The 24,428-nt window shown below is 43.0% G+C and carries 22 protein-coding genes, 2 pseudogenes and 1 other annotated feature; all 24 genes and pseudogenes read left to right on the forward strand.

Annotated elements, in window-relative coordinates; genetic code table 11:
- Positions 1 to 18: 18 nt before the first annotated feature.
- Positions 19 to 1,896 (forward strand): O-antigen ligase family protein, encoded by a 1,878-nt coding sequence (locus Q8865_02660; GenBank protein MDP4152331.1) that lies wholly within the window; start codon positions 19 to 21, stop codon positions 1,894 to 1,896.
- 16 nt (positions 1,897 to 1,912) lie between these two features.
- On the forward strand, positions 1,913 to 2,410 hold the full coding sequence (locus tag Q8865_02665; protein MDP4152332.1) for a DUF4330 family protein: 498 nt from the start codon (positions 1,913 to 1,915) through the stop codon (positions 2,408 to 2,410).
- Between the two features lie 2 nt (positions 2,411 to 2,412).
- Positions 2,413 to 2,919 (forward strand): DUF4330 domain-containing protein, encoded by a 507-nt coding sequence (locus Q8865_02670; GenBank protein MDP4152333.1) that lies wholly within the window; start codon positions 2,413 to 2,415, stop codon positions 2,917 to 2,919.
- Positions 2,919 to 4,046, forward strand: coding sequence for a glycosyltransferase (locus Q8865_02675; GenBank protein ID MDP4152334.1), 1,128 nt, complete (start codon positions 2,919 to 2,921; stop codon positions 4,044 to 4,046). Before Q8865_02670 ends, Q8865_02675 begins: the two co-directional genes overlap by 1 nt.
- Positions 4,047 to 4,167: 121 nt before the next feature.
- On the forward strand, positions 4,168 to 4,431 hold the full coding sequence (locus Q8865_02680) for an HPr family phosphocarrier protein (protein ID MDP4152335.1): 264 nt from the start codon (positions 4,168 to 4,170) through the stop codon (positions 4,429 to 4,431).
- Between the two features lie 72 nt (positions 4,432 to 4,503).
- Positions 4,504 to 6,330, forward strand: coding sequence for an excinuclease ABC subunit UvrC (uvrC, locus tag Q8865_02685; GenBank protein ID MDP4152336.1), 1,827 nt, complete (start codon positions 4,504 to 4,506; stop codon positions 6,328 to 6,330).
- Between the two features lie 42 nt (positions 6,331 to 6,372).
- Positions 6,373 to 6,942: pseudogene (rsmD, locus tag Q8865_02690) on the forward strand (16S rRNA (guanine(966)-N(2))-methyltransferase RsmD).
- A gap of 2 nt (positions 6,943 to 6,944) precedes the next feature.
- On the forward strand, positions 6,945 to 7,421 hold the full coding sequence (gene coaD, locus Q8865_02695; protein ID MDP4152337.1) for a pantetheine-phosphate adenylyltransferase: 477 nt from the start codon (positions 6,945 to 6,947) through the stop codon (positions 7,419 to 7,421).
- Positions 7,422 to 7,484: 63 nt separating this feature from the next.
- On the forward strand, positions 7,485 to 8,072 hold the full coding sequence (locus Q8865_02700; protein ID MDP4152338.1) for a hypothetical protein: 588 nt from the start codon (positions 7,485 to 7,487) through the stop codon (positions 8,070 to 8,072).
- 83 nt (positions 8,073 to 8,155) lie between these two features.
- Complete coding sequence (locus tag Q8865_02705) at positions 8,156 to 8,884, forward strand: WecB/TagA/CpsF family glycosyltransferase (GenBank protein ID MDP4152339.1); 729 nt, start codon at positions 8,156 to 8,158, stop codon at positions 8,882 to 8,884.
- A gap of 14 nt (positions 8,885 to 8,898) precedes the next feature.
- Positions 8,899 to 9,672 (forward strand): annotated as a pseudogene (gene thyX, locus Q8865_02710) (FAD-dependent thymidylate synthase).
- Positions 9,665 to 10,342, forward strand: coding sequence for a deoxynucleoside kinase (locus Q8865_02715; protein ID MDP4152340.1), 678 nt, complete (start codon positions 9,665 to 9,667; stop codon positions 10,340 to 10,342). The pseudogene thyX and the gene Q8865_02715 overlap by 8 nt, the downstream one beginning before the upstream one ends.
- Positions 10,339 to 11,223, forward strand: coding sequence for a phosphatidylglycerol lysyltransferase domain-containing protein (locus tag Q8865_02720; GenBank protein ID MDP4152341.1), 885 nt, complete (start codon positions 10,339 to 10,341; stop codon positions 11,221 to 11,223). The genes Q8865_02715 and Q8865_02720 overlap by 4 nt, the downstream gene beginning before the upstream one ends.
- Positions 11,224 to 11,236: 13 nt before the next feature.
- Positions 11,237 to 12,259: a GNAT family N-acetyltransferase gene (locus tag Q8865_02725; protein ID MDP4152342.1), complete on the forward strand. Its 1,023-nt coding sequence runs from the start codon at positions 11,237 to 11,239 to the stop codon at positions 12,257 to 12,259.
- 17 nt (positions 12,260 to 12,276) lie between these two features.
- Positions 12,277 to 12,825: a DJ-1/PfpI family protein gene (locus Q8865_02730; protein ID MDP4152343.1), complete on the forward strand. Its 549-nt coding sequence runs from the start codon at positions 12,277 to 12,279 to the stop codon at positions 12,823 to 12,825.
- Between the two features lie 386 nt (positions 12,826 to 13,211).
- Positions 13,212 to 14,354 carry an endolytic transglycosylase MltG gene (gene mltG, locus Q8865_02735; GenBank protein ID MDP4152344.1) on the forward strand — a complete coding sequence of 381 codons (1,143 nt, stop codon included), beginning with the start codon at positions 13,212 to 13,214 and terminating at the stop codon, positions 14,352 to 14,354.
- Between the two features lie 8 nt (positions 14,355 to 14,362).
- Positions 14,363 to 15,589, forward strand: a complete 1,227-nt coding sequence (locus tag Q8865_02740; protein ID MDP4152345.1) for a U32 family peptidase — start codon at positions 14,363 to 14,365, stop codon at positions 15,587 to 15,589.
- A gap of 71 nt (positions 15,590 to 15,660) precedes the next feature.
- Positions 15,661 to 17,298, forward strand: coding sequence for a penicillin-binding protein 2 (locus Q8865_02745; protein MDP4152346.1), 1,638 nt, complete (start codon positions 15,661 to 15,663; stop codon positions 17,296 to 17,298).
- Positions 17,299 to 17,326: 28 nt separating this feature from the next.
- Positions 17,327 to 17,537 (forward strand) — a binding site (T-box leader).
- A gap of 59 nt (positions 17,538 to 17,596) precedes the next feature.
- Positions 17,597 to 20,230, forward strand: a complete 2,634-nt coding sequence (alaS, locus tag Q8865_02750; GenBank protein ID MDP4152347.1) for an alanine--tRNA ligase — start codon at positions 17,597 to 17,599, stop codon at positions 20,228 to 20,230.
- 13 nt (positions 20,231 to 20,243) lie between these two features.
- Complete coding sequence (locus Q8865_02755) at positions 20,244 to 20,564, forward strand: histidine triad nucleotide-binding protein (GenBank protein MDP4152348.1); 321 nt, start codon at positions 20,244 to 20,246, stop codon at positions 20,562 to 20,564.
- 15 nt (positions 20,565 to 20,579) lie between these two features.
- Positions 20,580 to 21,125: a phosphoribosyltransferase family protein gene (locus Q8865_02760; GenBank protein ID MDP4152349.1), complete on the forward strand. Its 546-nt coding sequence runs from the start codon at positions 20,580 to 20,582 to the stop codon at positions 21,123 to 21,125.
- 11 nt (positions 21,126 to 21,136) lie between these two features.
- Positions 21,137 to 21,832 carry a coenzyme F420-0:L-glutamate ligase gene (locus Q8865_02765; GenBank protein MDP4152350.1) on the forward strand — a complete coding sequence of 232 codons (696 nt, stop codon included), beginning with the start codon at positions 21,137 to 21,139 and terminating at the stop codon, positions 21,830 to 21,832.
- Between the two features lie 6 nt (positions 21,833 to 21,838).
- Positions 21,839 to 24,163: a DNA internalization-related competence protein ComEC/Rec2 gene (locus tag Q8865_02770; protein MDP4152351.1), complete on the forward strand. Its 2,325-nt coding sequence runs from the start codon at positions 21,839 to 21,841 to the stop codon at positions 24,161 to 24,163.
- A gap of 1 nt (position 24,164) precedes the next feature.
- Positions 24,165 to 24,428: hypothetical protein (locus tag Q8865_02775; protein ID MDP4152352.1), on the forward strand; the 264-nt coding region annotated here is incomplete at its 3' end.

A 24,428-nucleotide genomic window follows, 5' to 3' on the forward strand; every position in this document is an offset into this window, starting at 1 on the left:
ACTGCTAGCAAGATAAAAATGAGCGGGAATAAAATTTTAACAGGTAGTTTTTTTAATAAAATTGGTGGCCGTATTGCTGAGTTTTTTTATGATAAAGCAAATACGTCGGCGCTTTCAGCATACTTAAATACTGACAGCAGTCTTCATAACCTAAAAGAGGGCAGCGCATTTGCAGCTCTGTTTGCTATGCTTGGGGCAAAATCCGCTGCGTCTAAAAAGAAATTTGCCAGTCTTGTTGAAGAAAGCGTTTTAATGGCGAAGTTAAAAGCTTTTTTCTTATACTTAATGTCTTTGTCACTTATGTCATGGGGGATCGGCTGTGTTGTTTATGCTTTTACAGTTTCGGCTGTCACAGTAATTCGGGCTTTAGCTGCCGGACAGCTCGGCAATCTGAATATTGCCATTAATGCTGTGTATTCAGCGTCTTTCCTGTTCATGGGCATACTTATGATGACTTATAAACACTCACTGTATCAGTCTGTCAGAAGAAGTTTTATTTTAAGCAGACTTCTGTTTAATGTTGCAGGAATTCGTAATGAACAGCTAGCCGTAAATAAAACGGTTCATTCACCATTGATTCCTTGCCTTTTAGCAGTTTTATCAGCCGCATTTGCATGGTTTGTTCCTGCTCATTATGTTCCGCTTGCGTTTATTGCGCTTATTGCGGCAGTTCTGGTTTTAAACATGCCTGAGTTCGGAATGATCCTGCTGCTCTTTACACTTCCCTTTTTATCGACTAAGCTGATGCTGCTTGTTTCGATGCTTGTTATTTTTGCATTTGCGTTCAAACTATTTAGAGGAAAGCGTTCGGTTACGTTCGATAAGCTTGATGTCGCTGTGCTGATGTTTTTGATCGTAATGCTGCTGCTTGGCTGCGCAACATCCTTAAATCCTATCAAAAGCCTCTATCCGACAATGCTTTACGCAATCTTTCTTCTGGTATACTTTGTCGCCGCGAACACGATGAGAAGCAAAAGCTGGGCAATGCGTGCAATAATTGCAGGCGTTGCATCTGGTACGATTTCGGCAATTGTCGGCGTATACCAGTATTTTTCTGGTTTTAGAAACTCTCTCGTCTGGGTCGATACCAGTATGTTTTCTGATATAACGGCAAGAGTCATAGGCACGTTTGAAAACCCGAATGTTTTCGGAGAATTTCTGATTCTGCTTATACCGGTTGCATTTGCTCTTTTGATCGGCAAAAAAACAGGAGGAAGATATGAATGGATAGTTAGTATCTTCTTTATGGGGCTGGCGCTTGTATACACTTATTCGAGGGGCGCATGGCTCGCGTTTATCCTTGCGTTTGGATTGTATCTGCTTATTATAAATAAAGTATTTATTAAATTAGCGACGTTATGTCTGTTGGCGGTGCCATTTTTACCCGCAGTACTCCCACATTCCGTTGTAGGAAGAATTTCAAGTATCGGAAATATGTCCGATACATCTACAGCATATCGTGTGAACATATGGGTAGGAACACTACGTATGCTTAAACATTTCTGGGTCACAGGGATTGGAACGGGAACAGACATATTTACACAGGTGTATCCTGCATATGCGCTCAGTGGGGCAGCTTACGCCCTTCACCCACATAATCTGTTTTTAAATATAATTGTTGAAATGGGCTTTTTAGGGTTTATCTGTTTTCTGTTTATTTTGGTTTTTTACTTCAAAAGAGTATTGGGCAGCCGATTCGATATTGATGATGTAGATACTAAAAACATGATAACCGCGCTTGGAGTTGGAATGTTGGCGTATGTTCTCCAGGGACTTACGGATAACGTATGGTATAACTACAGAATATTTTTAATGTTCTGGACAATACTTGGACTTACGGTGGGTTTATACCGGGGTTATCTTCTCGAGTGGGGAAGAGCCGAGGATCAAGAATAAATTTTGGAGGATACTTATGGAAAACGTGGTTAAACGTAAATTCAATGTATTTGACATTCTGATAATAATTGTACTTGTTGCCGCTATTGGCGCAGTGCTATTTGTTGTACAGCATGCAAATGCTAAAGTTAATACTTACAAAGTGGATTTCGAGATAGAGGTTAACGATGTAGATGCGGCAATAAAGGATTGCGCAACAGTTGGCGATTCAATTAAGAATGCCGTTCAGCAGACCGATCTTGGTGTTATAAAAAGCGTTCAGGTAAGCCCATATAAAAAGGAACTTACAAACTACAATTCCGGGCAGAAAGTAATGTCCGAAGTACCGGGAAAGTATTCGGTCACACTTCGCTGCACATCGGATAAAGCCACTTTGCAGAACGGAAGAATTACAATTAACGGAACAGTTATGGGCGTTGGTTCTCAGATTTTTTTCCAATCTAAAGATTTCGCGGGTTCAGGCATAATAACGGTAGTAAACCCTGACAATGCCGGCACAAATAAAGGAGTATAAAAATGGACAGAATGAAAAAGAGTAAATTATTCGGCCTGTTTAATATTTTGGATGTTGCGATAATTTTATTTGTTATCGCTGCTCTTGCCGGAATGGCTGCTAAGACAAACCTTCTAAGTGCTGTGAAATCCGATGTTAAGGATTCTGCTATAGAATTTAAAGTTAAAATATATAAGATTCGCGATTTTTCCTATAATGCCGTTAATATTGGCGACGTAATTTATGATTCAGAAACAGGCGTTGAGATCGGAACCGTTGCAGATAAAAAAATTGAGCCTAATATGACGCTTATTGAAAATCTGAACGGCACATTTTCACAGCAGCCATCACCTGAATATTACGATATGACTCTTACTGTCGAGGGCAAAGGCAAATGCAATGAAAACGGGAACTTTCTAAACGGGTTCAGGCTTGTAGCACCAGGCGGTACGCTTGGTATAAATACTCAGCGGCTTCAGACTACGAGCACAGTTATTTCGTCAGCTAAAATGGATAAAGGAAGCAAGTAATGTATAAAGTTCTTCAAGTATCAAGTGATACTAATATCGGCGGCGCGGGGAAAGTGCTGCTTACATATCTTGATGCGTATGATAAAAAGAAATTCAACGTCTCCGTTGTCATGCCTAGAGGAAGTCTTTTAAAGGCACCTGTTTCAGCAAAAAAAGCGAGAATAATTGAAATAGACGGCATGCGTGACAAGTCGCTTGATCCATCCGCTATAAGAATTTTATATAAGCTGTTCAAAAAGGAAAAGCCTGACATTGTGCATACGCATGCGAGCCTTTCAGCGCGCATAGCTGCGCGCCTTGCAGGTGTTCCGGCAGTAGTATATACGAGGCACAGCCTTTTTACGCCAACCGGATTTTTTTCGAAGGGATTGGGAAAGGCTTTTAATGCATGGCTCAATAACTCAACTACCGACGCCGTGATAGCAGTGGCTGATGCGGCAAAGGACGAGCTTATTTCAGCAGGTGTAAAACCTGAAAAAGTGCATGTCGTATTAAACGGAGTTGCACCCCTTAGGCCAATTGACGAAAAACGAAGGGATCAGCTCAGAAAAAAATTTGGAATAGGTAAGGATGAAAAATCTGCGGCGATTATTGGGCGCCTTTCTGCTGTAAAAGGACATGAATATTTTGTCGAGGCGGCTAGGCTAGTTCTTGAAAAAGGCATCAAGGCAAAATTTCTTATTGCAGGAACGGGAGAGCGTGAAGCGGAACTTAAGGAACTCGTTAAAGCAAAAGGGCTTGAAGAGAGTGTATTGTTCACTGGCTTTCTGGAAAATATAGGCGAACTCGTGAACTGCATTGATATTGAAGTCAACAGCTCTCTATCGGAGGCGACCAGCCTCGCGCTGATCGAGGCTATGAGTCTTGGTAAGCCTTGTGTCGTTACAGATGCGGGCGGGAACCGCGGCGTGGTGGAAAATGAAGTATGCGGATATGTAGTCCCAGTCGGTGACCCGTATGCACTGGCTGACAAGATCACACTTTTATTTACAGATAATGAGATTTATAACATGATGAGTATTAACAGCCGGTCACGATATGAAAATGATTTCACAGCACGAGCGATGACAGCATCAATCGAACAGGTTTATGTTGAAACGTTGAACAAAAAGAGTTTTCATAAGTGATCTTAAGTTGAGCAAATTAACTAATAATAATATATGCCAACTAATTTTATATTGACTTTGCACTACATTTTTAGTATTCTGTATTTATAATGAAATGTTGATATTGGGAAGGCGTGATAATATGTTTTCTAAAGAGGTAACCGTTCAAAACCAGGTTGGCTTACACGCAAGACCGGCAACCTTTTTTATTCAGAAGGCAAATGAGTTCAAATCATCAATATGGGTCGAAAAAGACGACAGACGTGTTAACGCGAAAAGCCTTTTGGGTGTTTTATCACTCGGTATCCAAAAGGGAACAAAAATAATGATATGTGCTGACGGCGCTGACGAGGAACTTGCCGTAAACGCTCTTATCGAACTTGTTAATTCCAATTTTAACGAATAATTTAACTTTATAATGTAAATAACAGGCTGTGTCGTCAGACGCAGCTTTTTTACTATCACTGGAGGGGTGAACTTGGACGGAGAAACACTGCTGCGGATAAAAGAAAAAGTGAAGAATCTGCCCGAAAAACCCGGCGTATATTTTATGAAGGACAGGGGCGGCAAAATAATATACGTTGGAAAAGCGAAGATACTGAAAAACCGTGTTTCACAGTATTTCAACGCGCTTGAAAGCCATACTCCTAAAGTTAAACGAATGGTTGCCGATGTGTTTGATTTCGACTATATAATTACCGGCAGTGAAATGGAAGCGCTCGTGCTGGAGTGTTCGGAGATCAAGCATTATAAACCCCATTATAACATCCTGCTCAAGGATGATAAGACCTATCCATATATTAAAATCAACATGAACGATGATTATCCCATGGTTGAAATTACGCGGCGCAGAGGAAACGACAAGGCTCGCTATTTTGGTCCGTATACGGGAAATGCCGGAGAAATAATTAGTATTTTGCGGGCTACTTTCAAGCTGCCCTCCTGTAAACGCAAATTTCCGTCCGATATAGGACGTGGCAGACCGTGCCTTAACTTTGCAATAGACAACTGCATAGGGCTTTGCTCGGGACAGGTAAGCCGTGACGAATACAAGGCGACGATAGAAAGCGTTATAAGCTTTTTAGAGGGTAATTATGAAAGCGCTATATGTGAAATGGAACGTCATATGAAAGAAGCCGCTGAAAAGGAACAGTTTGAAAAAGCGGCTAAACTTCGTGACCGTATATCTGCTGTTCGCAGGCTTTCAGGGAATCAAAAGGTCGTTGCAGCGCCTTCCGTCAACCGAGATGTGATTGGATATGCCGACAACGAGTTTTGCGCTGTGGCAACTCTTTTTGTTGTAAGAAGCGGACGCATAATATCAAAGGTAAATTACAGTCTGTTACGGGCGGATTTTGATGACAAGGCGGCGGGGCTTGCGGGGTTTTTAAAGCAAGTTTATGCAATGCGCGCCGATATACCGCGCGAGGTGTTGCTTCCATTTGAGTGTGAAGATATGGAACTTATAGGGCAGTATCTTTCAGATAAGACCGAGGCGAAGGTGCACATTAAAGTGCCACAGCGCGGTGAGCTAAGGGCGACGGTGCATATGGTTTCTGAAAACGCTGCTGAAACTGTGAGGCTTGCTCTTAAACGTGAGGAAAAGGCGGCAAAGTCGATTGTAGACCTCCAAAATGTACTTTGCCTTGAAAATATTCCGTCACGGATTGAAGCTATCGACATATCAAATATGGGTGGCGGAGATAACGTAGGAGCGATCGTGCTTTTCTCAAACGGTGAGAAGGACAAAAGCGGATACAGGCAGTTTAAAATAAAATCCTTTGAGGGTCAAGATGACTATGAATCCATGAGGGAAGTAGTCAGAAGAAGGATCAAGCGTTATCAGGACGGCAGCCGTGGTTTTGAAATGCTGCCCGATCTTTTGCTTGTTGACGGTGGAAAGGGACAGGTTTCAGCGGTAAAAGGCGTTCTTTCGGAATACGGAATACAACTTACGGTTTACGGAATGGTGAAGGATGATAAGCACAAGACGCGTGGGATCACAGACGAGCACGGTGAGGCGCAGCTCAAGATGACGTCTCCGGCGTTTACGCTTGTGGCGACGATTCAGGAAGAGGTGCACCGGTTTGCTATTGGATTTCAGGCCAAAACGCATAAAAAGAAGGTTGTAAAAACTGAACTTGACAATATTAAGGGGCTTGGACCTAAACGCATAAAAAATCTGCTTATTAAATTCGGATCGGTGCAGAATATTAAAGAGGCTGATATACGCCAGCTTGCTGATACACCTGGTATGAACAAAGCCGCAGCACTGTCTGTTAAGCGTTATTTTGAGCAATTATAGATTGATTTTTACGGAAAATCATACTAATATAGAGTAAAGGGAAAAGAAGGTACGCAAGTGAGGGTAATAACCGGAACAGCAAGAGGCGCAAACCTGAAAACGCTCAGCGGGCTTGATACCCGTCCGACCATAGAAAGGGTAAAAGAGGCCATTTTTTCAAGCCTTTTTAATGAGTTGACAGGCAAACGTGTGCTCGATCTGTTTGCAGGAAGCGGGCAGATGGGTATTGAAGCATTGAGCCGCGGAGCAGCACATGCTGTTTTTATTGATGCGTCAAGAAATGCGGCGGATATTGTAAGACAAAATCTGCTTGCGACACATTTAACAGATAAGGCAGAGGTAAAAGTCTGCGACTCTCTGGCTTATCTTAAGACGCTGCGTGAAAATTCTTTTGATCTCGTTTTTATAGATCCTCCATATGGCAAGGGACTTGTGAATGCTTCTCTGGAACTGCTGAGTAAGACACGCGCGTTATCAGACAATGCAGTTGTAATCTGTGAAAGTGACGAGCCTGACGAGGTTTTTTCAGAGTTTGGGAAAATAACGCTTCAGAAGACAGCAAAGTATGGAAGGGTCGTCATCCGTTATTTTAGAAACGGTTTGGGGGAATAGATTTGGTTACCGCACTTATACCGGGAAGCTTTAATCCGCCGACGAAAGGACATCTTGATATCATAAGCCGGTGCGCTGATGTTTTTGAAAATGTACGTGTAGTGGTGATAAAAAATACAGCTAAGGTTCAGACATTCACTTCTGATGAGTGCGCAGAAATGCTCAGAATTATTACGAAGGATATGCCTAATGTGTCGGTGGACACCGCAGAGGGGCTGGTTGTCGATTATGCAAAAAAAATTGGAGCAGGCGTTATAGTAAAAGGACTTAGAAATGCCCGCGATCTTGATTTTGAGATACAAATGGCGGAAGCAAACAATCTGATGACCGGCATTGAAACCATGCTTATAGCTTCTCGAGGGGACAATATCCATATAAGCTCGAGTCTTGTGCGTGAGATTGCGTCGCTTGGCGGGGATATTTCAAAATTTGTTCCTCCAGAGATCTGTAAAATTATTACCGATAAATTCAAAAAATAGCATGCTTTTATGAAGCAAAGAGTATAAAATTAATGTGCCGTTTTTCGGCAGAATGGAGCAGGTATGAATACATACGAATATATGGACAAGCTTGACGAGCTTCTTGACGACAGCTTTAAGGTTCCACTATCAAGTGGAAAATGCGTTGTGGACATGGTAATGCTGACAGAGCTCTTAAATGATATGCGTGAAAGTCTGCCCGTTGAGCTGAAACAGGCAGAGGCTATCGTGCGCGAAAGAAACGATATCGTTGCAGCTGCTCGCCGTGAGGCTGATATAATCACTAAGAACGCGGAAGAAAAGGCGCGCCTGCTCGTTAGTCAGGAGGAAATAATACTGTCAGCTAAACAGCAGGCAAATGAGATGCTTGATGCGGCACGTTCACAGGCTAACAATATTATGGCGGATGCTAAGAAAAGTGCCGGAGAGGCCATCACAAATGCAAATGAATATGCCGCAAAGCACATTCGTGAAACTCAGGACGAGATCACTAAAAGACGCACTGAGCATGAGGCAAAAATGCGTGATGAGATCAGGGCTGCTGAGGAATATGTCGACCTGATTCTTACAAAAACTCAGGAAGTGCTATCAAGCTCGCTTAAAGACGTGAAAAACACTTATACCGCGGTGAAATCAAAACGGTATTCGTAATAGCGGCTTTACTGCTTTAAACCCCGCTTTACAGTGGGGTTTTTTTAGGCTAAAATATACATAGTAAAAATTCGGAGGTTATAATGGAAAAAATCAATGTTGCGGGGCTGCTTGTTGGAAATGTGACTATGAGTGAAGCGGTTGACGCTGTTATAAAATTTGCTCAGGACAGAACGCAGCCATCAGTCGTAGTGACCCCTAACGCTGAAATAGCAAAAGACGCTCTCGATAACAATGAGTTTTTGCAAACATTAAACAAAGCTGATATGATAGTACCGGACGGTGCCGGCATCGTGCTTGCAGCAAAAATTTTGGGCACGCCCCTCAAATGCAAAGTTGCAGGCTGTGATCTTGCTGCCGCCCTTCTTCCGGAACTTGAGAAAAATGGGCTTTCACTTTTTCTTTTCGGGTCTGAACCAGGGGTCGCGGAAAAAGCGGCGGACAATATAAAGGCGAAATGCCCGAAACTCAATATTTGCGGAACGCTCAACGGTTTTTTCAAAAGCGATGATGACGTCATTCCGACCATTTCGGCTGCAAAGCCTGACGTTCTTTTTGTGTGTCTCGGCGCACCTAAACAGGAACATTTTATGTTCAACAATCGTGACAGGCTGGATGTTGGTGTAATGCTGGGACTGGGCGGAACAGTGAATGTTATGGCTGGAACAGCTCAGCGCGCGCCGGAATTTTTCGTTAAAATGAACCTTGAGTGGTTCTATAGACTCTTGAAAGAGCCAAAACGTTTTAAAAGGATGCTGAAACTGCCCGCTTATATAATCGAAGTAAATAAGATGAAGAATAGAAATAAATAGCTTTGGAGAGTACTATGAAGGTAACATTAATTACTCATACGCCTGAACCGGAAAAAATCGTTGCCGCCGCTGCCCGAATATGCTATTCAGCGTGCACAATAGAGGATCTTCAGGGCAAAATAAGTGATGAATCGGCGCGCGAATTTGTTGAAATGCTTTCACAGCTAGGCCATGAAAGCCCGATCGAACACGTATCATTTACTTTCGGGATCGAGGGCGTTTCTAGAGCCCTGCTTGCTCAGATCACACGTCACCGCATTGCCTCTTTCAGTGTGCAGAGCCAGCGCTATGTAAAAGAAGGTCATTTTGAATATGTGCTTCCGCCTGAGATCGATAAGATTCCTGAGGCAAAAGCTGAGTTTCTTGCTGCAATGGAAGAGGATCAGAGGCATTATGATAATTTGACAGCAATACTGAAGGAAAATCATAAAAAATAGCTTATTGCTGGTGGCATGGATGAAAAGGAAGCGGAAAGGGCTGCGGGCAAAAAAGCTATTGAAGATGCGCGCTTTGTTCTTCCAAACGCCTGTGATACAAAAATGCTTGTAACGATGAACGCAAGGTCATTAATTAACTTTTTCAATCTACGCTGTTGCAACCGTGCACAATGGGAGATCAGAGCGGTTGCGACTGAGATGCTGAGGCTGGTTAGACAAGTTGCGCCTTCGATATTTAAATTTGCAGGGCCGTCATGCTTAACAAAGCCTTGCCCGGAAGGGAAAATGGCTTGCGGACAAATGACTGAGGTTAGAAAAAAATTTAAGACGCTTGGTGAGAATCGTGAATAAAAAAGGTTTTTTGATCGTGGTGGATGGGCTTGACGGTAGCGGCAAATCGACACAGGTTAAGCTGCTCGGCTCACGACTTGCTGATGCCGGGTATAATGTGAGACAAATCGAGTTTCCGACATATACTAAATCATCGGCTCTTATCGAGATGTACCTTCACGGAGAGTTTGGAAACAAGCCTGAAGATGTCAGCGGATATGCAGCCTCTGTCTTTTACACAGTGGATCGGTATGCGTCCTTTAAAAAAGACTGGGGAGAAGATTATAATAGTGGTTCAGTTATACTTACCGGTAGATATACGACTTCTAATGCTATACATCAGTGCTCGAAACTGCCACGTGAAAAATGGAACGAATATCTGAAATGGCTTGAAGAGTTTGAATATGGCATTATGGGGCTTCCAAAACCTGATGCAGTGATATTCCTTGATATGCCGCCGGAATATTCAGAACAGCTTTTGAATGTTCGTTATAACAGCGACGATGGTAAGAAAGATATTCACGAAAAGGACAAAGACTATCTTAAACGGTGTTATGAAACGGCATATGCGGCTGCCCCAAAACTTAACTGGACGATGGTTTCGTGTATTAAAGACGGCAAAATAAAAAACATAAATGAACTTAATGATGAAATTTTTGAAATGCTCAAAGCTGTATTGGAGAACAGATGATAGAGTTTAAGAAGATAACAATTGAAGATAGAGATAAGGTAAACGAATATCTTAGCAAAAGCGGAAGATATAATACTGAGAGTTCTTTTGGCATATTGTATCTGTGGAAGGATGTATATGATACTCATATTGCCTTTATGGATGGGTTCCTTGTTGTAAGACTTTTTAGGAACGGTGAGATGCTGTTTTATCAGCCATGCGGCTCGGGCAATATTATTTCTGTTATTGAAAAATTAAAAAATTATGCTGAAGAAAAAGGTGAAAAGCTGCGTATTGTCTGCGCGTCAGCTGAATTTTCAAAGAAAGTTTCAGAAAATTTTCAGGTTGAAGTTACGGAGAAAAGGGATTATTTCGATTATTTATATCTTTCGAGCGATCTTGCAAACCTACAGGGCAAAAAATTTCATGCAAAACGTAATCATATAAATAAATTTATGACTATCCATACGTCAGAATTCGTACCGATAACAGCTGAAAACAAAGGACTTGTCCAGGAAATCAATCGTAAATGGTGCAGGGAAAACGATATGTGCGCAGAAGAAACTATTAAGTTTGAAAGATGTGCACTTGAGAATCTGATCGATCATATGGACGAACTCAAGGGCAGGGGCCTTATTGCTTTTGTCGACGGGTCGCCAGCAGGGTTTACGGCAGGTACTCCTCAGTATGACGGTTCGGATATGTTTATAGTACATTTTGAAAAGGCGCTCAGCGGGTTTGAAGGCACATATGCCGCGATCAACAACCAGTTTGCCTTGGCACTTGAACCAAATTATAAATATTTAAATAGAGAAGACGATGTTGGGATTGAGGGTCTAAGAAAAGCTAAATTATCATATAATCCTGTAAAGCTAGTCGAAAAATTCGAAATTGTTTTTTAGATTAGGAAAGTTTATGACACTTGTTAATGAAAGCGATATTCCAAGTTTAAAGGAAAATTGGAAAAAAATATTCTTTGATTCGGATGAATATATAGATTTATTCTTTGAATATTTATTCGATAAAAGTTTATTCTTAAAAAATGATGTTGGCGATAACCTTGTTTCAAGCGCAGCGTTTATAAAAATGAACTATCGCCTTGAAAAAGAGGTTTTGCCGGCATATTATATTTATGCTGCAATGACATTACCGGAGTTTCAGGGAAGAGGCCTGATGTCTGGATTAATAAAGGATGGGCTAATATATTTCGCAGAAAAAGAAATTCCGCTTTGCACGGTTCTTCCGGCAAATACGTCGCTTTACAGATACTATGAAAGATTTGGCTTTACGGATGCTTTTGAATTAAATTCTTTTCAAATAAAAAGGAAAAAACTTTTTGAGAAGGCTGGTCCTTTACCAACTTTTATATGGCAGAAACAGCCTTCCCGTGACGTATTTGATGTATTAAATAAAGGAAAATATTCACTTTTGCGTGATGTGCAAGTGTTCAGATATACTTTTTATGAGAATCAGAATGCAGGCGGCAGGCTTTATATCGGGCCAAGCGGTTATATGTTTACTAGAAAATCAGGGCTTGGCGTTATCATAAAGGATTATTCTGCTGATGAAAATGATTTTGCAGGTGCAGTTTCAACGCTGCTCCGTGATTATCCTGATGCGCAGCTATTTACATTCCGTTTTAAACCCGGGCTTATTCATCCCGGACATTCTGTAACAATTCCTTCCGCACTTGCCCGTATTGCCGGAGCACTTCCCGCTGTTGCCGGACTTGCCAGGGATAACCCGGAGCTTTCACTTAAATTTGAGCTTGAAGATCCTCTTATTCCTGAGAATAATGGGGTTTATATAGTTGAAAACGGCACAGCAGCGCAGTGCAGCGGTAAATCCAGCAGACATTTGACCGTGCAGATGCTTACTAAACTTATAATGTCGGGCGGCGGAAAAGCAGTTCCTTATGCAAATATGATGCTTGATTGATGAAAGAAGGATAAAATATGGTTTATATTTTTCTAGCTAATGGATTTGAAGATATTGAGGCAATTGCCCCTATTGATATTTTAAGAAGGGCAAAAGTCGAGGTGAAGACTGTCGGCGTTGGAGGAAAAACAATAAAAAGCGCCCGCGGTATTAGCGTAAACACAGATGTATTGCCTGAAGATGTTGATGTTACAAAAGCGGATATGATTATTCTTCCGGGCGGACCAGGTTGTACAAATCTTGAGGCAAATCCAATAGTCATGAATGCCCTTCATTATATGAACAAAAACGGTAAACTCATTGCCGCTATCTGCGCCGCACCGTCAATTTTGGGGAAGCGCGGCATGCTGCGCGGAAAACGAGCTACATGTTTTCCGGGATATGAGGATCAGTGTGAGGGCATGATCTGCTCTGACGAGACGGTCTGCGTAGACGATAATATAATTACTGCAAAGGGCGCGGGTGCTTCCCTTGAGTTTGGATATAAGCTTGCGGAGATTTTGTGCGGAAAAGAGACAGCGGACAACGTAATGCAGAGAATGCAGTTCCATGATACGGATAAATAATATAACAAAAGCAGCATTAGCTGCTTTTGTTATAGGTACACAGTAAAAGTTCTTGATATTTAAATAATATCTATTCACTTTTTAGCCGTTGTTGTGTTATACTCTTTACGTATTTTTCACAGCATATGATTTGGTATTCTTACCGGCTTGTCTTATATTTCTTTAAATACGGCTGGTACAGGCTGTGAAACCTTGCCTGCACCAGCAATGGAAAGTAGACTAATCGTTGCAGCAGCAGCAGATGATGATGATTGTAATAATTGCGATGATCCAAAAGCTGTCATTATCACAAAGGTTTCTAAAGCACATATATTTCACCTCGCTTTTAGTCTCTGCTTTATACTATGTCTGCTTACAAATTTGGTTACACAAATAAGGAGAAGTCTATGAGAAAAAGAATGTCAAGACAGGAGATGTCTGCAACAATGGATGTGTCTGCGGTTAACCCGCGGGAACTTCAGAGAAAAAAGGCAGCAAAAGAGATGTATGTCCGTACGTTTATCTATGCAATGACTATCCTTCTGATTTCACTGATACTTTCTGTATTTATTATTAGTGTTGCAAATGACGCGCTGGCATTATCAAAGCCCGACAGCGCAGTAGAGGTAAATATAAACCGCGGTGCATCAACAGGTGAAATTGCATCATCTTTAAAAGACGCCGGGGTCATTAAATATAAGTTTGCTTTTAAGATATTCACACAAATGACCAAGAATGATGGTAAATTTAAGTATGGCAGATATGAGCTTAATACAAAAATGGACTATCTCGGGATCATTACTGCGCTTAAAAAGACATCCACAACCAGTGCAGTAAAAGTGCTGATTCCTGAGGGCAAGGAACAGCAAGAGATACTCCAAATACTGGAACAGAACAAAATCTGCAGTGCTGCGGACCTAAAAAAGACTATTGATACCTATAAATTTGATTATGACTTTTTAAAGGATATTCCCAAAAGAGCAAATTACCTTGAGGGATATCTTTTCCCGGATACCTATGAATTCAGTGTCGGAGAGGATCCTGTCGTCGTTATAAAGGCATTCCTTGATAATTTTAAAAGTAAATACGATTCTAAACTTTTGGCTTTGACAAAAGAAAAGGGAATGACTGTCGATCAGGTTGTAACGCTTGCTTCTGTAATCGAAAGAGAGGCAGCTGACGATAAGGACAGGGGAAAGGTCGCATCAGTATTTACGAACAGACTGAACAGCAAACAATATCCTTACCTGCAGTCATGCGCGACTGTTCAGTACGTCTTAAAAGAAAGAAAAGAAATACTTTCTATAGAAGATACTAAAATAGACAGCCCTTATAACACTTATAAATACAAAGGACTGCCGGTCGGTCCGATTGCATCACCCGGGATTGCATCTATTAAAGCCGCACTTAATCCTGATAAAACAGATTATTATTTCTTTGTTGTAAACAAAGATGGTGTTCACACATTTTCAAAAACACTTGCCGAGCATAACAAGGCTGTCAAAGCGGCAAATTCTTCGCGCGGCACCGACGCTGTAATTGGTCAGTAGGAGATATTATGGAAAGAAAAATAGAACTGCTTGCCCCTGCAGGTTCGCTGTTAAAGCTTAAAGTGGCTGTGACTTATGGGGCGGATGCGGTTTATTGCGGTGGAAAACGTTTTGGGCTTCGAACCGCAAGCGAAAATTTCACAGCAGAGGATTTAAAAGAAGGGGCACAGTATTGCCATGAGCGCGGGGTTAAACTTTATGTCACGCTGAACACATATCCTCGTTCCGATGAAATAAAAGAAATGCCGGACTATATCAGAACTTTGTCAGACTGCGGCGTTGATGCTGTGATAGTAAGCGATCTTGGTGTATTCGACCTTGTACGTAAGACTGCGCCATCTTTGTCAATACACGTTTCAACACAGGCCAATAATGTCAATTATATGTCCTGCTCAAAATGGCATGAGCTTGGAGCTGATAGGGTGGTTTTGGCACGTGAATTGTCTCTCACAGAAATGAAACAGATACATGAATTAACACCGCTAGGTCTTGAGCTTGAAGCATTTGTTCATGGAGCAATGTGTGTGTCTTATTCAGGACGCTGTCTTATGTCAAATTACCTTGCGGGGCGTGATGCTAACCGCGGAGACTGTGCCCAGCCTTGCCGCTGGAAATATAGCGTTATGGAAGAAACACGTCCCGGACAGTATTTTCCCGTTTACGAGAATGAACAGGGGACGTTTATCTTTAATTCAAAGGATTTGTGTCTTATTCGGCGAATACCGGAACTAGTTGAAGCCGGAATAATGAGCTTTAAAATTGAGGGCAGAGTAAAAAGCGAATTTTATGTCGCGACCGTTGTGGGGGCATACCGGAGGGCTATTGACGCATATCTATCGAACCCAGATAAATATACTTTTAAAGAGGAATGGTATGATGAGATTTTAAAGGTGAGCCATCGTGAATATTATGAAGGCTTCGCCGACGGACTGCCGCAGAATGGGCAGATACAGGCATCCAGCAGTTATATAAGAAGCTATGGTATTGTCGCTTATGTTGACGGATATGACGACGATAACAGACTTATTATTGCATCACAGCGCAATAAGTTTTATAAGGGCGATAAGCTTGAGATCATGATACCAGGCGGTGAGTCAATACCCTTATCAGCCGATATTATATATAATGCAGAAATGAAAGAGATAGACAGCACACCAAATGCTAATATGCGGCTTTTTATTCCTTTTGACAGAAGGGTTCCGCCAATGTCAATGATAAGAAAACGCTTGGATTAAAAGTTTTAGGGATAAAAAAGTAAAAATAAACCAAAACTAATGGTATATCTTTTTAAAGGCAGGAAAGAAGCTTGTTTGAAAAAAGAGTCACCGGACTGTTTTGGTTTTTTGTTTTAGTAACTGGAATAGTTATTATGAAGATTTATATTCTTACTGTATCTCAGGGCGACATGTATTCGCAGAAAGCCGTCAGTCAGCAGGAATATATATTTGATATCGCTCGCCGCAGGGGTATTATTTACGACTGCAATTTAAAAGAGCTGACCTATGATAAAGATGGGTATGCAGCTCTTGTTGAACCTGCGTTTTTTCAGGATAAAAATGCGCTTTTGGAACTTCTTACCTCATATGCCGACGAGAAACCAAGCGATATTGATGAAAAGATCAAAAAGGGCAAGCCGTTTACCATACGTTTATGGAAGATTCCGGATGAACAGCCGGGCATCACCGTTATAAAAACCCGTGAACAGGATAACAGCGGGCTGCTTTCCCATATAATCGGAACGACAAATTCAGACGGCGTTGGAGTTAGCGGGCTTGAAAAAGCGTTCGATCGATTTTTATCTCAAAGCGGAGGACGGATTTACGGGGTTACTTCGGTTAATGCCGGCAACATTCAGCTGAAAGGAACACCTGTCTCATTATTTTCTGAGCATTATTATGACGAGTCAGGCATTATAACGACAATTGACAAGGATATTCAGGAAGTCGCCGAAAAGGCCGCAGACAGTTATGTTGCAAAAGGAGCCATACTGGTCTCGGATGTAAAGACTGGGGAAATAAAGGCAATGGTGAGCCGCCCGAATTTTGATAAAGATCATTTGGGTGATTATTTGAATTCTAAGAACGGTGAGCTTGTAAACCGATGCCTTTCACAGTATAACCTTGGCTCTATATTCAAGATAGTAGTGACATCAGCCGCACTTGAATCGGGCTCTGATATCGAAACACGGAAACATTTTTGCAATGGTGAGATAATAGTAGACGGGCGATCTTTTTCTTGCCACAAAAAGAACGGACACGGTGTAGTTGGACTTGATGATGCGTTCAAATCATCCTGTAATCCATTTTTTATAGATGCGGCTCTCAGACTGGGACTCAACCCAATTGTCGACATGATTGATAAATACGGACTGAACGAACGCACGACACTTGCGGAAGGTATGGTAAGCGGCAAAAACTCTTTTCCTGTGCATTTGAAGGATGCTCCGGATTTCCTTGTTGCGAATACGGCAATAGGTCAGGGCAACATCCTAATAACTCCTTTGGACGTTTTGTCGATCATTAATACAGTTGCAAACAATGGCGTGCAGCCTAAGCTTTCGCTTGTAAAAGGCTTTTTAAATAAGGATGGAAGCTATGTCCCCTATGAAGCTAAAACAGAAGACAGAAAGGTTATTTCAGCAAAAACTGCACAGCGTATACAGCAGCTTATGGTAGAAACCTGCGAAAGCGGAACCGGTACGACGGCGACACCGGGAGAAGGGGGCGCTGGCGGAAAAACTGCAAGCGCTGAAACGGGATGGAAGGAGAACGGAGATCCGGTCACACATGCGTGGTTTGCCGGCTTTTATCCTGCTGAAAATCCGCAGTATTCCATCGTGGTGCTTGTTGAAAACGGAAAAAGCGGGTCAATTGCCGCAGCTCCGGCGTTTAGGCAGATCGCAAACCGGATCGCAGATATAAAAGACATTGACAATGTTGGATAACAGTAGTAATATATTTCTGTTAAATATTTATAAGGCTATGACAAATGGAGTAACGGGCAGTGTACGCGGCAGAGAGGCGGTTCCAGGCTGAAAGACCGCTCGCGAAACGGCCGGTGAATGCTGATTTGAGAGCCGCTTTTCCTATAAAGAAAAGACGTTTTTGGGCGCGTTAAGCCCTTAAAGGTGGCACATTTGTGTGCAATTAGGGTGGTACCGCGTGATGAACTCTCGTCCCTTGTTTCAGGGGACAGGAGTTTTTATTTTTGTAAAAATCGATTTATATAAAGGAGAAACATAAATGCAGCGATTAGGGTTGAATGAGATAAGAGAAAAATTCTTGAGCTTTTATGAGAGCAAGGGACATTACCGGCTGCCGTCTTTTCCGCTGGTGCCTAAGGGTGACAGCAGTCTGCTTCTCATAAATTCCGGCATGGCGCCACTTAAGCCCTTTTTCACCGGACAGGCTGAGCCGCCGAGCCGCAGGGTCACGACATGTCAGAAATGCATCAGAACCCCCGATATCGAGCGTGTCGGAAAAACTGCCCGTCATGGAACGTTTTTTGAGATGCTCGGAAACTTTTCATTCGGAAACTATTTTAAAAGAGAAGCTACGGCTTGGGCTTGGGAGTTCTGCACCAAAGTTATGGAAATGCCTATAGACAGGCTTTGGGTCTCAATTTATGAGGATGACGACGAGGCCTTTGACATCTGGACAAAAGAGGTCGGTGTTTCGCCTGATCATATTGTCCGTCTTGGGCGTGAGGATAACTTCTGGGAGATAGGGACAGGTCCCTGCGGCCCATGCTCTGAGATATATTTTGACCGCGGCGAAGAATACGGCTGCGGCAAGGACACATGCGCCGTAGGCTGTGACTGCGACAGATATGTAGAATTCTGGAACCTTGTGTTCACTCAGTTTGACAGCGACGGCAAAGGCAATTATTCACGCCTTGCCCATCCAAATATCGATACCGGAATGGGACTTGAGAGACTTGCCTGCATTTCGCAGGGCGTCGATAACCTGTTTGAGGTGGACACTGTCGCCGAAATATGCGAGGTGGTTTCCGGGTATGCAGGTATTAAATATAAGGAAGACGTGAAGAAGGACGTTTCTCTGCGAGTCATTACAGACCATGTGAGAGGCACGACCTTTATGATAGCAGACGGTGTCATCCCTTCTAACGAGGGGAGAGGCTATGTTCTGCGCAGACTTCTGCGCCGTGCGGCAAGGCATGGAAAGCTTCTCGGCATAAACAAGCCGTTCTTGAGCAAAGTTTGCGAAACAGTAATCAAAAATTACGGCGGCGCATATCCGGAGCTTGTGGAAAAACGCGATTATATAAAGAAGATAATACTTCTGGAAGAAGAACGCTTTAACGAAACGGTCGATCAGGGTCTTAATATTCTGAACGCTTATATTTCTGAAATGAAGAAAGAAAATGTTAATGAAATTTCAGGAGAAAAGGCATTTAAGCTTTATGATACATTCGGATTTCCTATCGATCTTACCCGTGAGATCATGGAAGAGCAGGGTTTGACAGTTGACGAAGACGGATTCAACAAAATGATGGCTGAGCAGAAAGCGCGCGCAAGAGCCGCACGTGCCGCAATGGGCGACGCGGGCTGGAGCGAGAGCGTACTTTCAAAGCTTGACAAGGGAATAAAGACTGATTTTGTTGGCTATGCAGAAGAGAAGACTGATGCCAAGATCCTCGCAATAATCAAAGATAATGAGATTGCAGAGGCAGCAGGAGAGGGCGACATGGTTACGCTGCTTCTTGACAGGACAACGTTTTATGCCGAAAGCGGCGGTCAGGTTGGGGATTCTGGTGTTATCACTAAAGACGGCGCGACAGTTACCGTTACCGATTGCAAGAAAGTTAACGGCAGGTTCCTGCATCTCGGTGAAGTGACTGAAGGGTCAATTATGGTCGGCGACACTGTTAATACGGCTTTCGATCTTTCACGCCGTCGCGCGATTATGAGAAACCACTCAGCCGCGCACCTTTTACAGGCAGCACTTCGCCGTGAGCTTGGGACACACGTTGAACAGGCCGGTTCATATGTAGACGAACACCGTGTGCGTTTTGACTTTACACATATGGCAGCTATGACCGAGCAAGAGATCAAGAATGTTGAAAACGCCGTGAATGAGTCTATACTTGCCGGACTTGAGGTGGATATCAGTGAAATGCCGATAGACGAGGCTAAAAAACTCGGCGCTATGGCGCTGTTCGGTGAGAAATACGGCAGTGTTGTCCGTGTCGTTAGAATGGGTGATGTATCAACAGAATTCTGTGGCGGCTGCCACGTCAGAAACACCGCTCGAGTCGGGCTTTTCAAGATTTTGAGCGAATCTTCTGTTGCGTCAGGAGTACGTCGTATCGAGGGAACCACAGGTTTTGGAGTTCTCGAGATATTAAAAGAAAAGCAACAGCTGATAGACGAAACCGCATCTGCTCTCAAATCGGGAACAGCGGATATTGCCCATAAAGCGACCACATTGGTTGCTGAAACCAAGGAACTGACAAAAGAGCTTGACAGCATGAAGGCAAAGCTTGCAGCTGGCGAGATGGACGATATCATGAAAAAAGCCGCCAACATCGGAGGAATACTTGTCGCGGCGGCCCGTGTCGATGCTGACGGAGCAGCCCTTCGTACTATGGGCGATGCCGCGAAGGATAAATATCCAGCAAGCGTTGCTGTTTTTGCGGGAGTGAAGGACGGAAAAGGCAGTATCGTCGTATCCTGCGGCAAAGACGCAGTGGCAAAGGGCATAAAGGCCGGAAATCTTGTTAAAGAGCTTGCGGCTTTGACCGGAGGCAGCGGCGGCGGAAGACCGGACAGCGCAATGGGCAGCATCAAAGACGCCGAAAAGCTGACTGACGCGCTAGGGGCGGCGGCTGAGCTTGTAAAATCAATGCTGAAATAAGGAGAGGGACATTATGTCAGACTGCATTTTCTGCAAAATAATCGACGGGTCTATCCCTTCAAACAAGGTTTATGAGGATGATAAGGTCGTTGCGTTCCATGACATCAATCCACTTGCAAAGGTGCATATCCTTGTTGTGCCAAAATGCCATATCGAAAGCGCCGACCATATCGACGCCGGAAATTCCGACTTTGTAAAACACGTCTTCGAGGTTATACCGGGGATTGCTAAAGACGCCGGAGTGACCGATAATTACCAGGTGGTAAACAACTGTGGCGAAAAGGCGGGGCAGACTGTTAAACACTTGCATTTTCACATCCTTTCAAATAAATAAACGGGGGAAAATCTAATGGACTCTTTCTATACACTTAACGTCGCCGGTTTAAAGCGCGACCTTCCAATATGCAAAATAAGCGATGAGCTTTCTATTGCAGCATTTGTAATCTTCGGCGATGTTGAACTGACAGTGTCATGCGCACGCGAGCTTATCAAAAAAGTTCCCGAGCATGATATCATGATAACCGCTGAATCAAAGGGAATTCCGCTTATACATGAAATGGCTCGCCAGATGGGTGTTAACAAATATATAGTTGCGCGCAAGATGCCAAAGCTTTATATGAAAAATCCTTTTTCTGTCGAGCTTCATTCAATAACCACTGCTAAGAAACAGGTTCTTTATATAGACGAGGCGGATGTCAATCTGATGAAGGGCAATCGTGTGCTTATCGTGGATGATGTTATTAGCACAGGCGAATCTGTTAAAGCTGTTGAAAAGCTTATAAAACAAGCCGGCGGAACTGTTGCCGGGAAAATGGCTATACTCGCTGAGGGCGATGCAGTTCAAAGAGAAGATATAATATATCTTGAGGAACTGCCGCTCATAATCAATAAGTAGAGGAGAAAGAAATGGCTGAAATAAAACCTAACGAAGGCAAAAAAGATATTATCGAGGTCGACGGCGTTAAATATCTCCGTCTGCCTGTCCGCACAAGTGTTGTAACAGAGAATGATGTTATTGCAGATATTGCTGAGAAGTATGTTAAAGAACATCTGCAGCCCGGCGACATAGTGTTTATAAGCGAAAAGTCCGTCGCATGTTCACAAAAACGTGCAATACCGCTGACGGAAATACATCCGCGCCCACTTGCAAAATTCCTTACGAAATTTGTATATAAGTCTCCCTACGGAATAGGACTGGGCATCCCGGAAACGATGGAGATGGCGCTTCAGGAGTGCGGCACACTTCGCATCATGTTTGCGGCGTTCATTTCTGCGATAGGAAAGCTTTTTGGCGTTCGAGGCTGGTTTTACAAGATAGCGGGCGACCGTGCTGAATCGATCGACGGCCCTACCCCTTACACATTGCCGCCTTATAACAAATGCGTCGTTTTAGGCCCGGATAAGCCGGATGAAGTAGCAAAATCAGTTGCGGACCGCATCGGCGTTCAGACTGCAATAGTTGATATCAACGATTTAAAAGGAAAAATACTCGGCGTTTCAGATCCGTCGATGGATAAAAATAAACTTGTTGCAATTCTTAAGGACAACCCGCTCGGTCAGTCGGGACAGCAGACCCCGATGGGCATTATAAGAAAAGCATAGCTTCTTATGAAAAAGCCGCTTTTTATATTTTGCATGGCTTTTACGGTGGCAGTAGTCGCCGCAAATTTAACAGGGGTAAGGATTGCGGCCGTTTTGGCGGCGGCTGCTTTGATTTTTTCTGCTGTTTTCGTTATTGTAAAATATAAAAATTCAGCGGCAATATGTTTATGTCTGGCTTTCGGCTTTATCTGGTTTGCGGCATTCAATATGCTTTTTTATCAGCCTGTTTTGAACCTGTCTTCACAGAGTGTAAACTTTAATGGCAGGATAGCAGATATGCCGCAGCAGTTTGGCAAAATCGCGCGGTATATCGTAAACGTATCCGAAGTCGAAAAGGATAAGAAGAGTAAAAAGGTTCATTTCAAGCTGTATGTTTATGCCGACCCGAAGTTTGTAAATGCATCTGTCGGAGATTTTGTTACATTTTCGGGAAAGCCGGAAATGCCCGATTCAAGTGATAACAGCTTTGACAGCAGGGCTTATTACCGCTCGAAGGGTATTTACTTGACCCTCTATGACAATGGCAACACGTTTAATGTGACCAAGTCACACGGACTCAGATCCTTAATGTATTATGCTGTGAAGGTGCGCATTTACACACTGAATGCGCTTAACAGCATAAAATCACAGAACGGAAGAGCACTTTCCAAGGGCATACTGCTCGGTGATAAAACTGAATTTTCCGCGGCGTGGAAAGACCTGTTCGCAAGAACGGGTATTACCCACGCCTTTGCTGTTTCCGGAATGCATATAACTTTTCTTACAGGAATATTTGCGTTTATATTTATTGCGCTTGGCGTGCCGCGGCGCGTATCAGCGGTTATAACTTCGGCGGCAGTTTTGTTTTTTATGGCGGTGATCGGCTTTTCACCTTCTGTTACGAGAGCTGGTGTAATGTCGTTTGTGATGCTTTTTGGGATTGTTTTCGGTAAAAAGGGAGAAGTTTTCACTTCGCTTTCATTTGCCGCTGCAGTAATACTGCTAATAAACCCGTACTCTGCCGCAGATGTTGGATTCCAGCTTTCGTTTCTGTCAGTTTTCGGAATTATGACTCTCGGGGTCAACCTGAGAACAGCTTTAAGAAAATTTCTGTCAATTCCTTTCCTGCCACAGAGAATCGTTAATGCTTTTGCCGATTCGATTGCGGCGACGCTTGCCGCAGTATTATTTACTACTCCGGTTTCGGCATACCAGTTTGGAAATTTCTCGCTCTGCGCCCCGCTTGCGAATTTAGCGGTTTTATGGGCAGTTGAGGGGATATTCTTGCTTTCCGTGCTTTTTGCCGTTATTGCTAAAATAGGCGGACTAGCATTTTTAATAGGGTTTTTAATAGATATGTTGTCAAAGTATACGCTGTGGATGATAAAGCTTATTGCTGACATCCCGTATGCGCAGCTTTATACGAATTACCGTGATGCACTTATAATCATTTTGTTTACAGCAGCAATGGGCACTCTATATATGATTTTCAGAAAAAACGGCGCGCGTATTACTGTTCCTATTCTCGCTTTGGCTTTTATTATTATTTTCAGTTCGATATCATATCGTCCGATAGGGGCGGACGGAGATCTCGTTTTTTCGGCGGTTAACGTTGGGCAGGGAGATGCATTGGTTCTGATGAAGGGGACAAGCGCGGTTGTGGTCGACTGCGGTAGCAGCAACGTTTCAAACCCCGGCGGTATAGTAGCATCGTTTCTTAGGAAAAACGGAATAAGACGAATAGAGGCTGTCATTATGACGCACCCTCATAAAGATCATGCAAACGGACTTGATGATCTTATTGAAATGATGCCGGTTTCTACCGTTTACCTAAGTCCGCATTACGATACGACTGAATACGGCAAGGCGGCAGAGATGGCGGCGATTGAAAACAATACTAAAGTTATCAATGTGGATTCGGACAAAAGTTTTTCTGCGCTTGACGGGGTGAATTTATACATATACAATACTGATGACGGCGTATCTGATAATCTAAATGAATATTCTCTTGTCGTTTTTGCAGACTACAGGGACAGTGAGATTGTAGTTACCGGTGACATTCCATCGTCAGACGAAAGAAAGCTTGTAAACAGCGGAAGACTGCTGGACGCAGATATACTTAAGGTTTCACACCATGGCTCAAACACTTCTTCCTGCAACGATTTTTTGCAGGCTGTAACGCCGGAAGCGGCGGTCATAAGCGTAGGTGAAAACAATTATAACCTGCCTAACTCTGAAGCGCTTGAACGTATCAGACGTTATACAGACAGGGTGTATTCAACACTTCAAAACGGGACAGTTTCCTTTTTAACAAACGGAGACGGAAGTTATCAAATCAAATGGGGAGAATAAAATGGCTTATGACAAGGTTTCTGCAGTAGAACTTTTGAACAGACAGCTGAAAAGCGGAGATTTTATGCCTGTTTATCTGTTTTATGGCAGCGAGGATTATTTAAAAGACTATTATTTGAAAGCCATTTCAAAAAAACTGGTCGGTAAACGGGACGAGTTCAACACGACCGAGTATACTGATATGAATTTCAGCCTAGAAGACTTTCTTGATTCTACTGGCAACCTTTCCTTTAACGCACCGCATAAAATAATTCTCATTAAGAAT

This window comes from Bacillota bacterium, assembly GCA_030705925.1.
GTDB lineage: Bacteria > Bacillota > Clostridia > Oscillospirales > Feifaniaceae > JAUZPM01.

Coding starts and splice junctions, on each gene's coding strand:
- Q8865_02770 (MDP4152351.1), top strand. CDS start 21,839: ATGAAAAAGCCGCTTTTTATATTTTGCATGGCTTTTACGGTGGCAGTA.
- Q8865_02705 (MDP4152339.1), top strand. CDS start 8,156: ATGGAAAAAATCAATGTTGCGGGGCTGCTTGTTGGAAATGTGACTATG.
- Q8865_02665 (MDP4152332.1), top strand. CDS start 1,913: ATGGAAAACGTGGTTAAACGTAAATTCAATGTATTTGACATTCTGATA.
- Q8865_02670 (MDP4152333.1), top strand. CDS start 2,413: ATGGACAGAATGAAAAAGAGTAAATTATTCGGCCTGTTTAATATTTTG.
- Q8865_02740 (MDP4152345.1), top strand. CDS start 14,363: ATGGAAAGAAAAATAGAACTGCTTGCCCCTGCAGGTTCGCTGTTAAAG.
- Q8865_02725 (MDP4152342.1), top strand. CDS start 11,237: ATGACACTTGTTAATGAAAGCGATATTCCAAGTTTAAAGGAAAATTGG.
- Q8865_02755 (MDP4152348.1), top strand. CDS start 20,244: ATGTCAGACTGCATTTTCTGCAAAATAATCGACGGGTCTATCCCTTCA.
- Q8865_02765 (MDP4152350.1), top strand. CDS start 21,137: ATGGCTGAAATAAAACCTAACGAAGGCAAAAAAGATATTATCGAGGTC.
- Q8865_02680 (MDP4152335.1), top strand. CDS start 4,168: ATGTTTTCTAAAGAGGTAACCGTTCAAAACCAGGTTGGCTTACACGCA.
- Q8865_02700 (MDP4152338.1), top strand. CDS start 7,485: ATGAATACATACGAATATATGGACAAGCTTGACGAGCTTCTTGACGAC.
- Q8865_02660 (MDP4152331.1), top strand. CDS start 19: ATGAGCGGGAATAAAATTTTAACAGGTAGTTTTTTTAATAAAATTGGT.
- alaS (MDP4152347.1), top strand. CDS start 17,597: ATGCAGCGATTAGGGTTGAATGAGATAAGAGAAAAATTCTTGAGCTTT.
- Q8865_02720 (MDP4152341.1), top strand. CDS start 10,339: ATGATAGAGTTTAAGAAGATAACAATTGAAGATAGAGATAAGGTAAAC.
- Q8865_02730 (MDP4152343.1), top strand. CDS start 12,277: ATGGTTTATATTTTTCTAGCTAATGGATTTGAAGATATTGAGGCAATT.
- Q8865_02675 (MDP4152334.1), top strand. CDS start 2,919: ATGTATAAAGTTCTTCAAGTATCAAGTGATACTAATATCGGCGGCGCG.
- mltG (MDP4152344.1), top strand. CDS start 13,212: ATGAGAAAAAGAATGTCAAGACAGGAGATGTCTGCAACAATGGATGTG.
- Q8865_02760 (MDP4152349.1), top strand. CDS start 20,580: ATGGACTCTTTCTATACACTTAACGTCGCCGGTTTAAAGCGCGACCTT.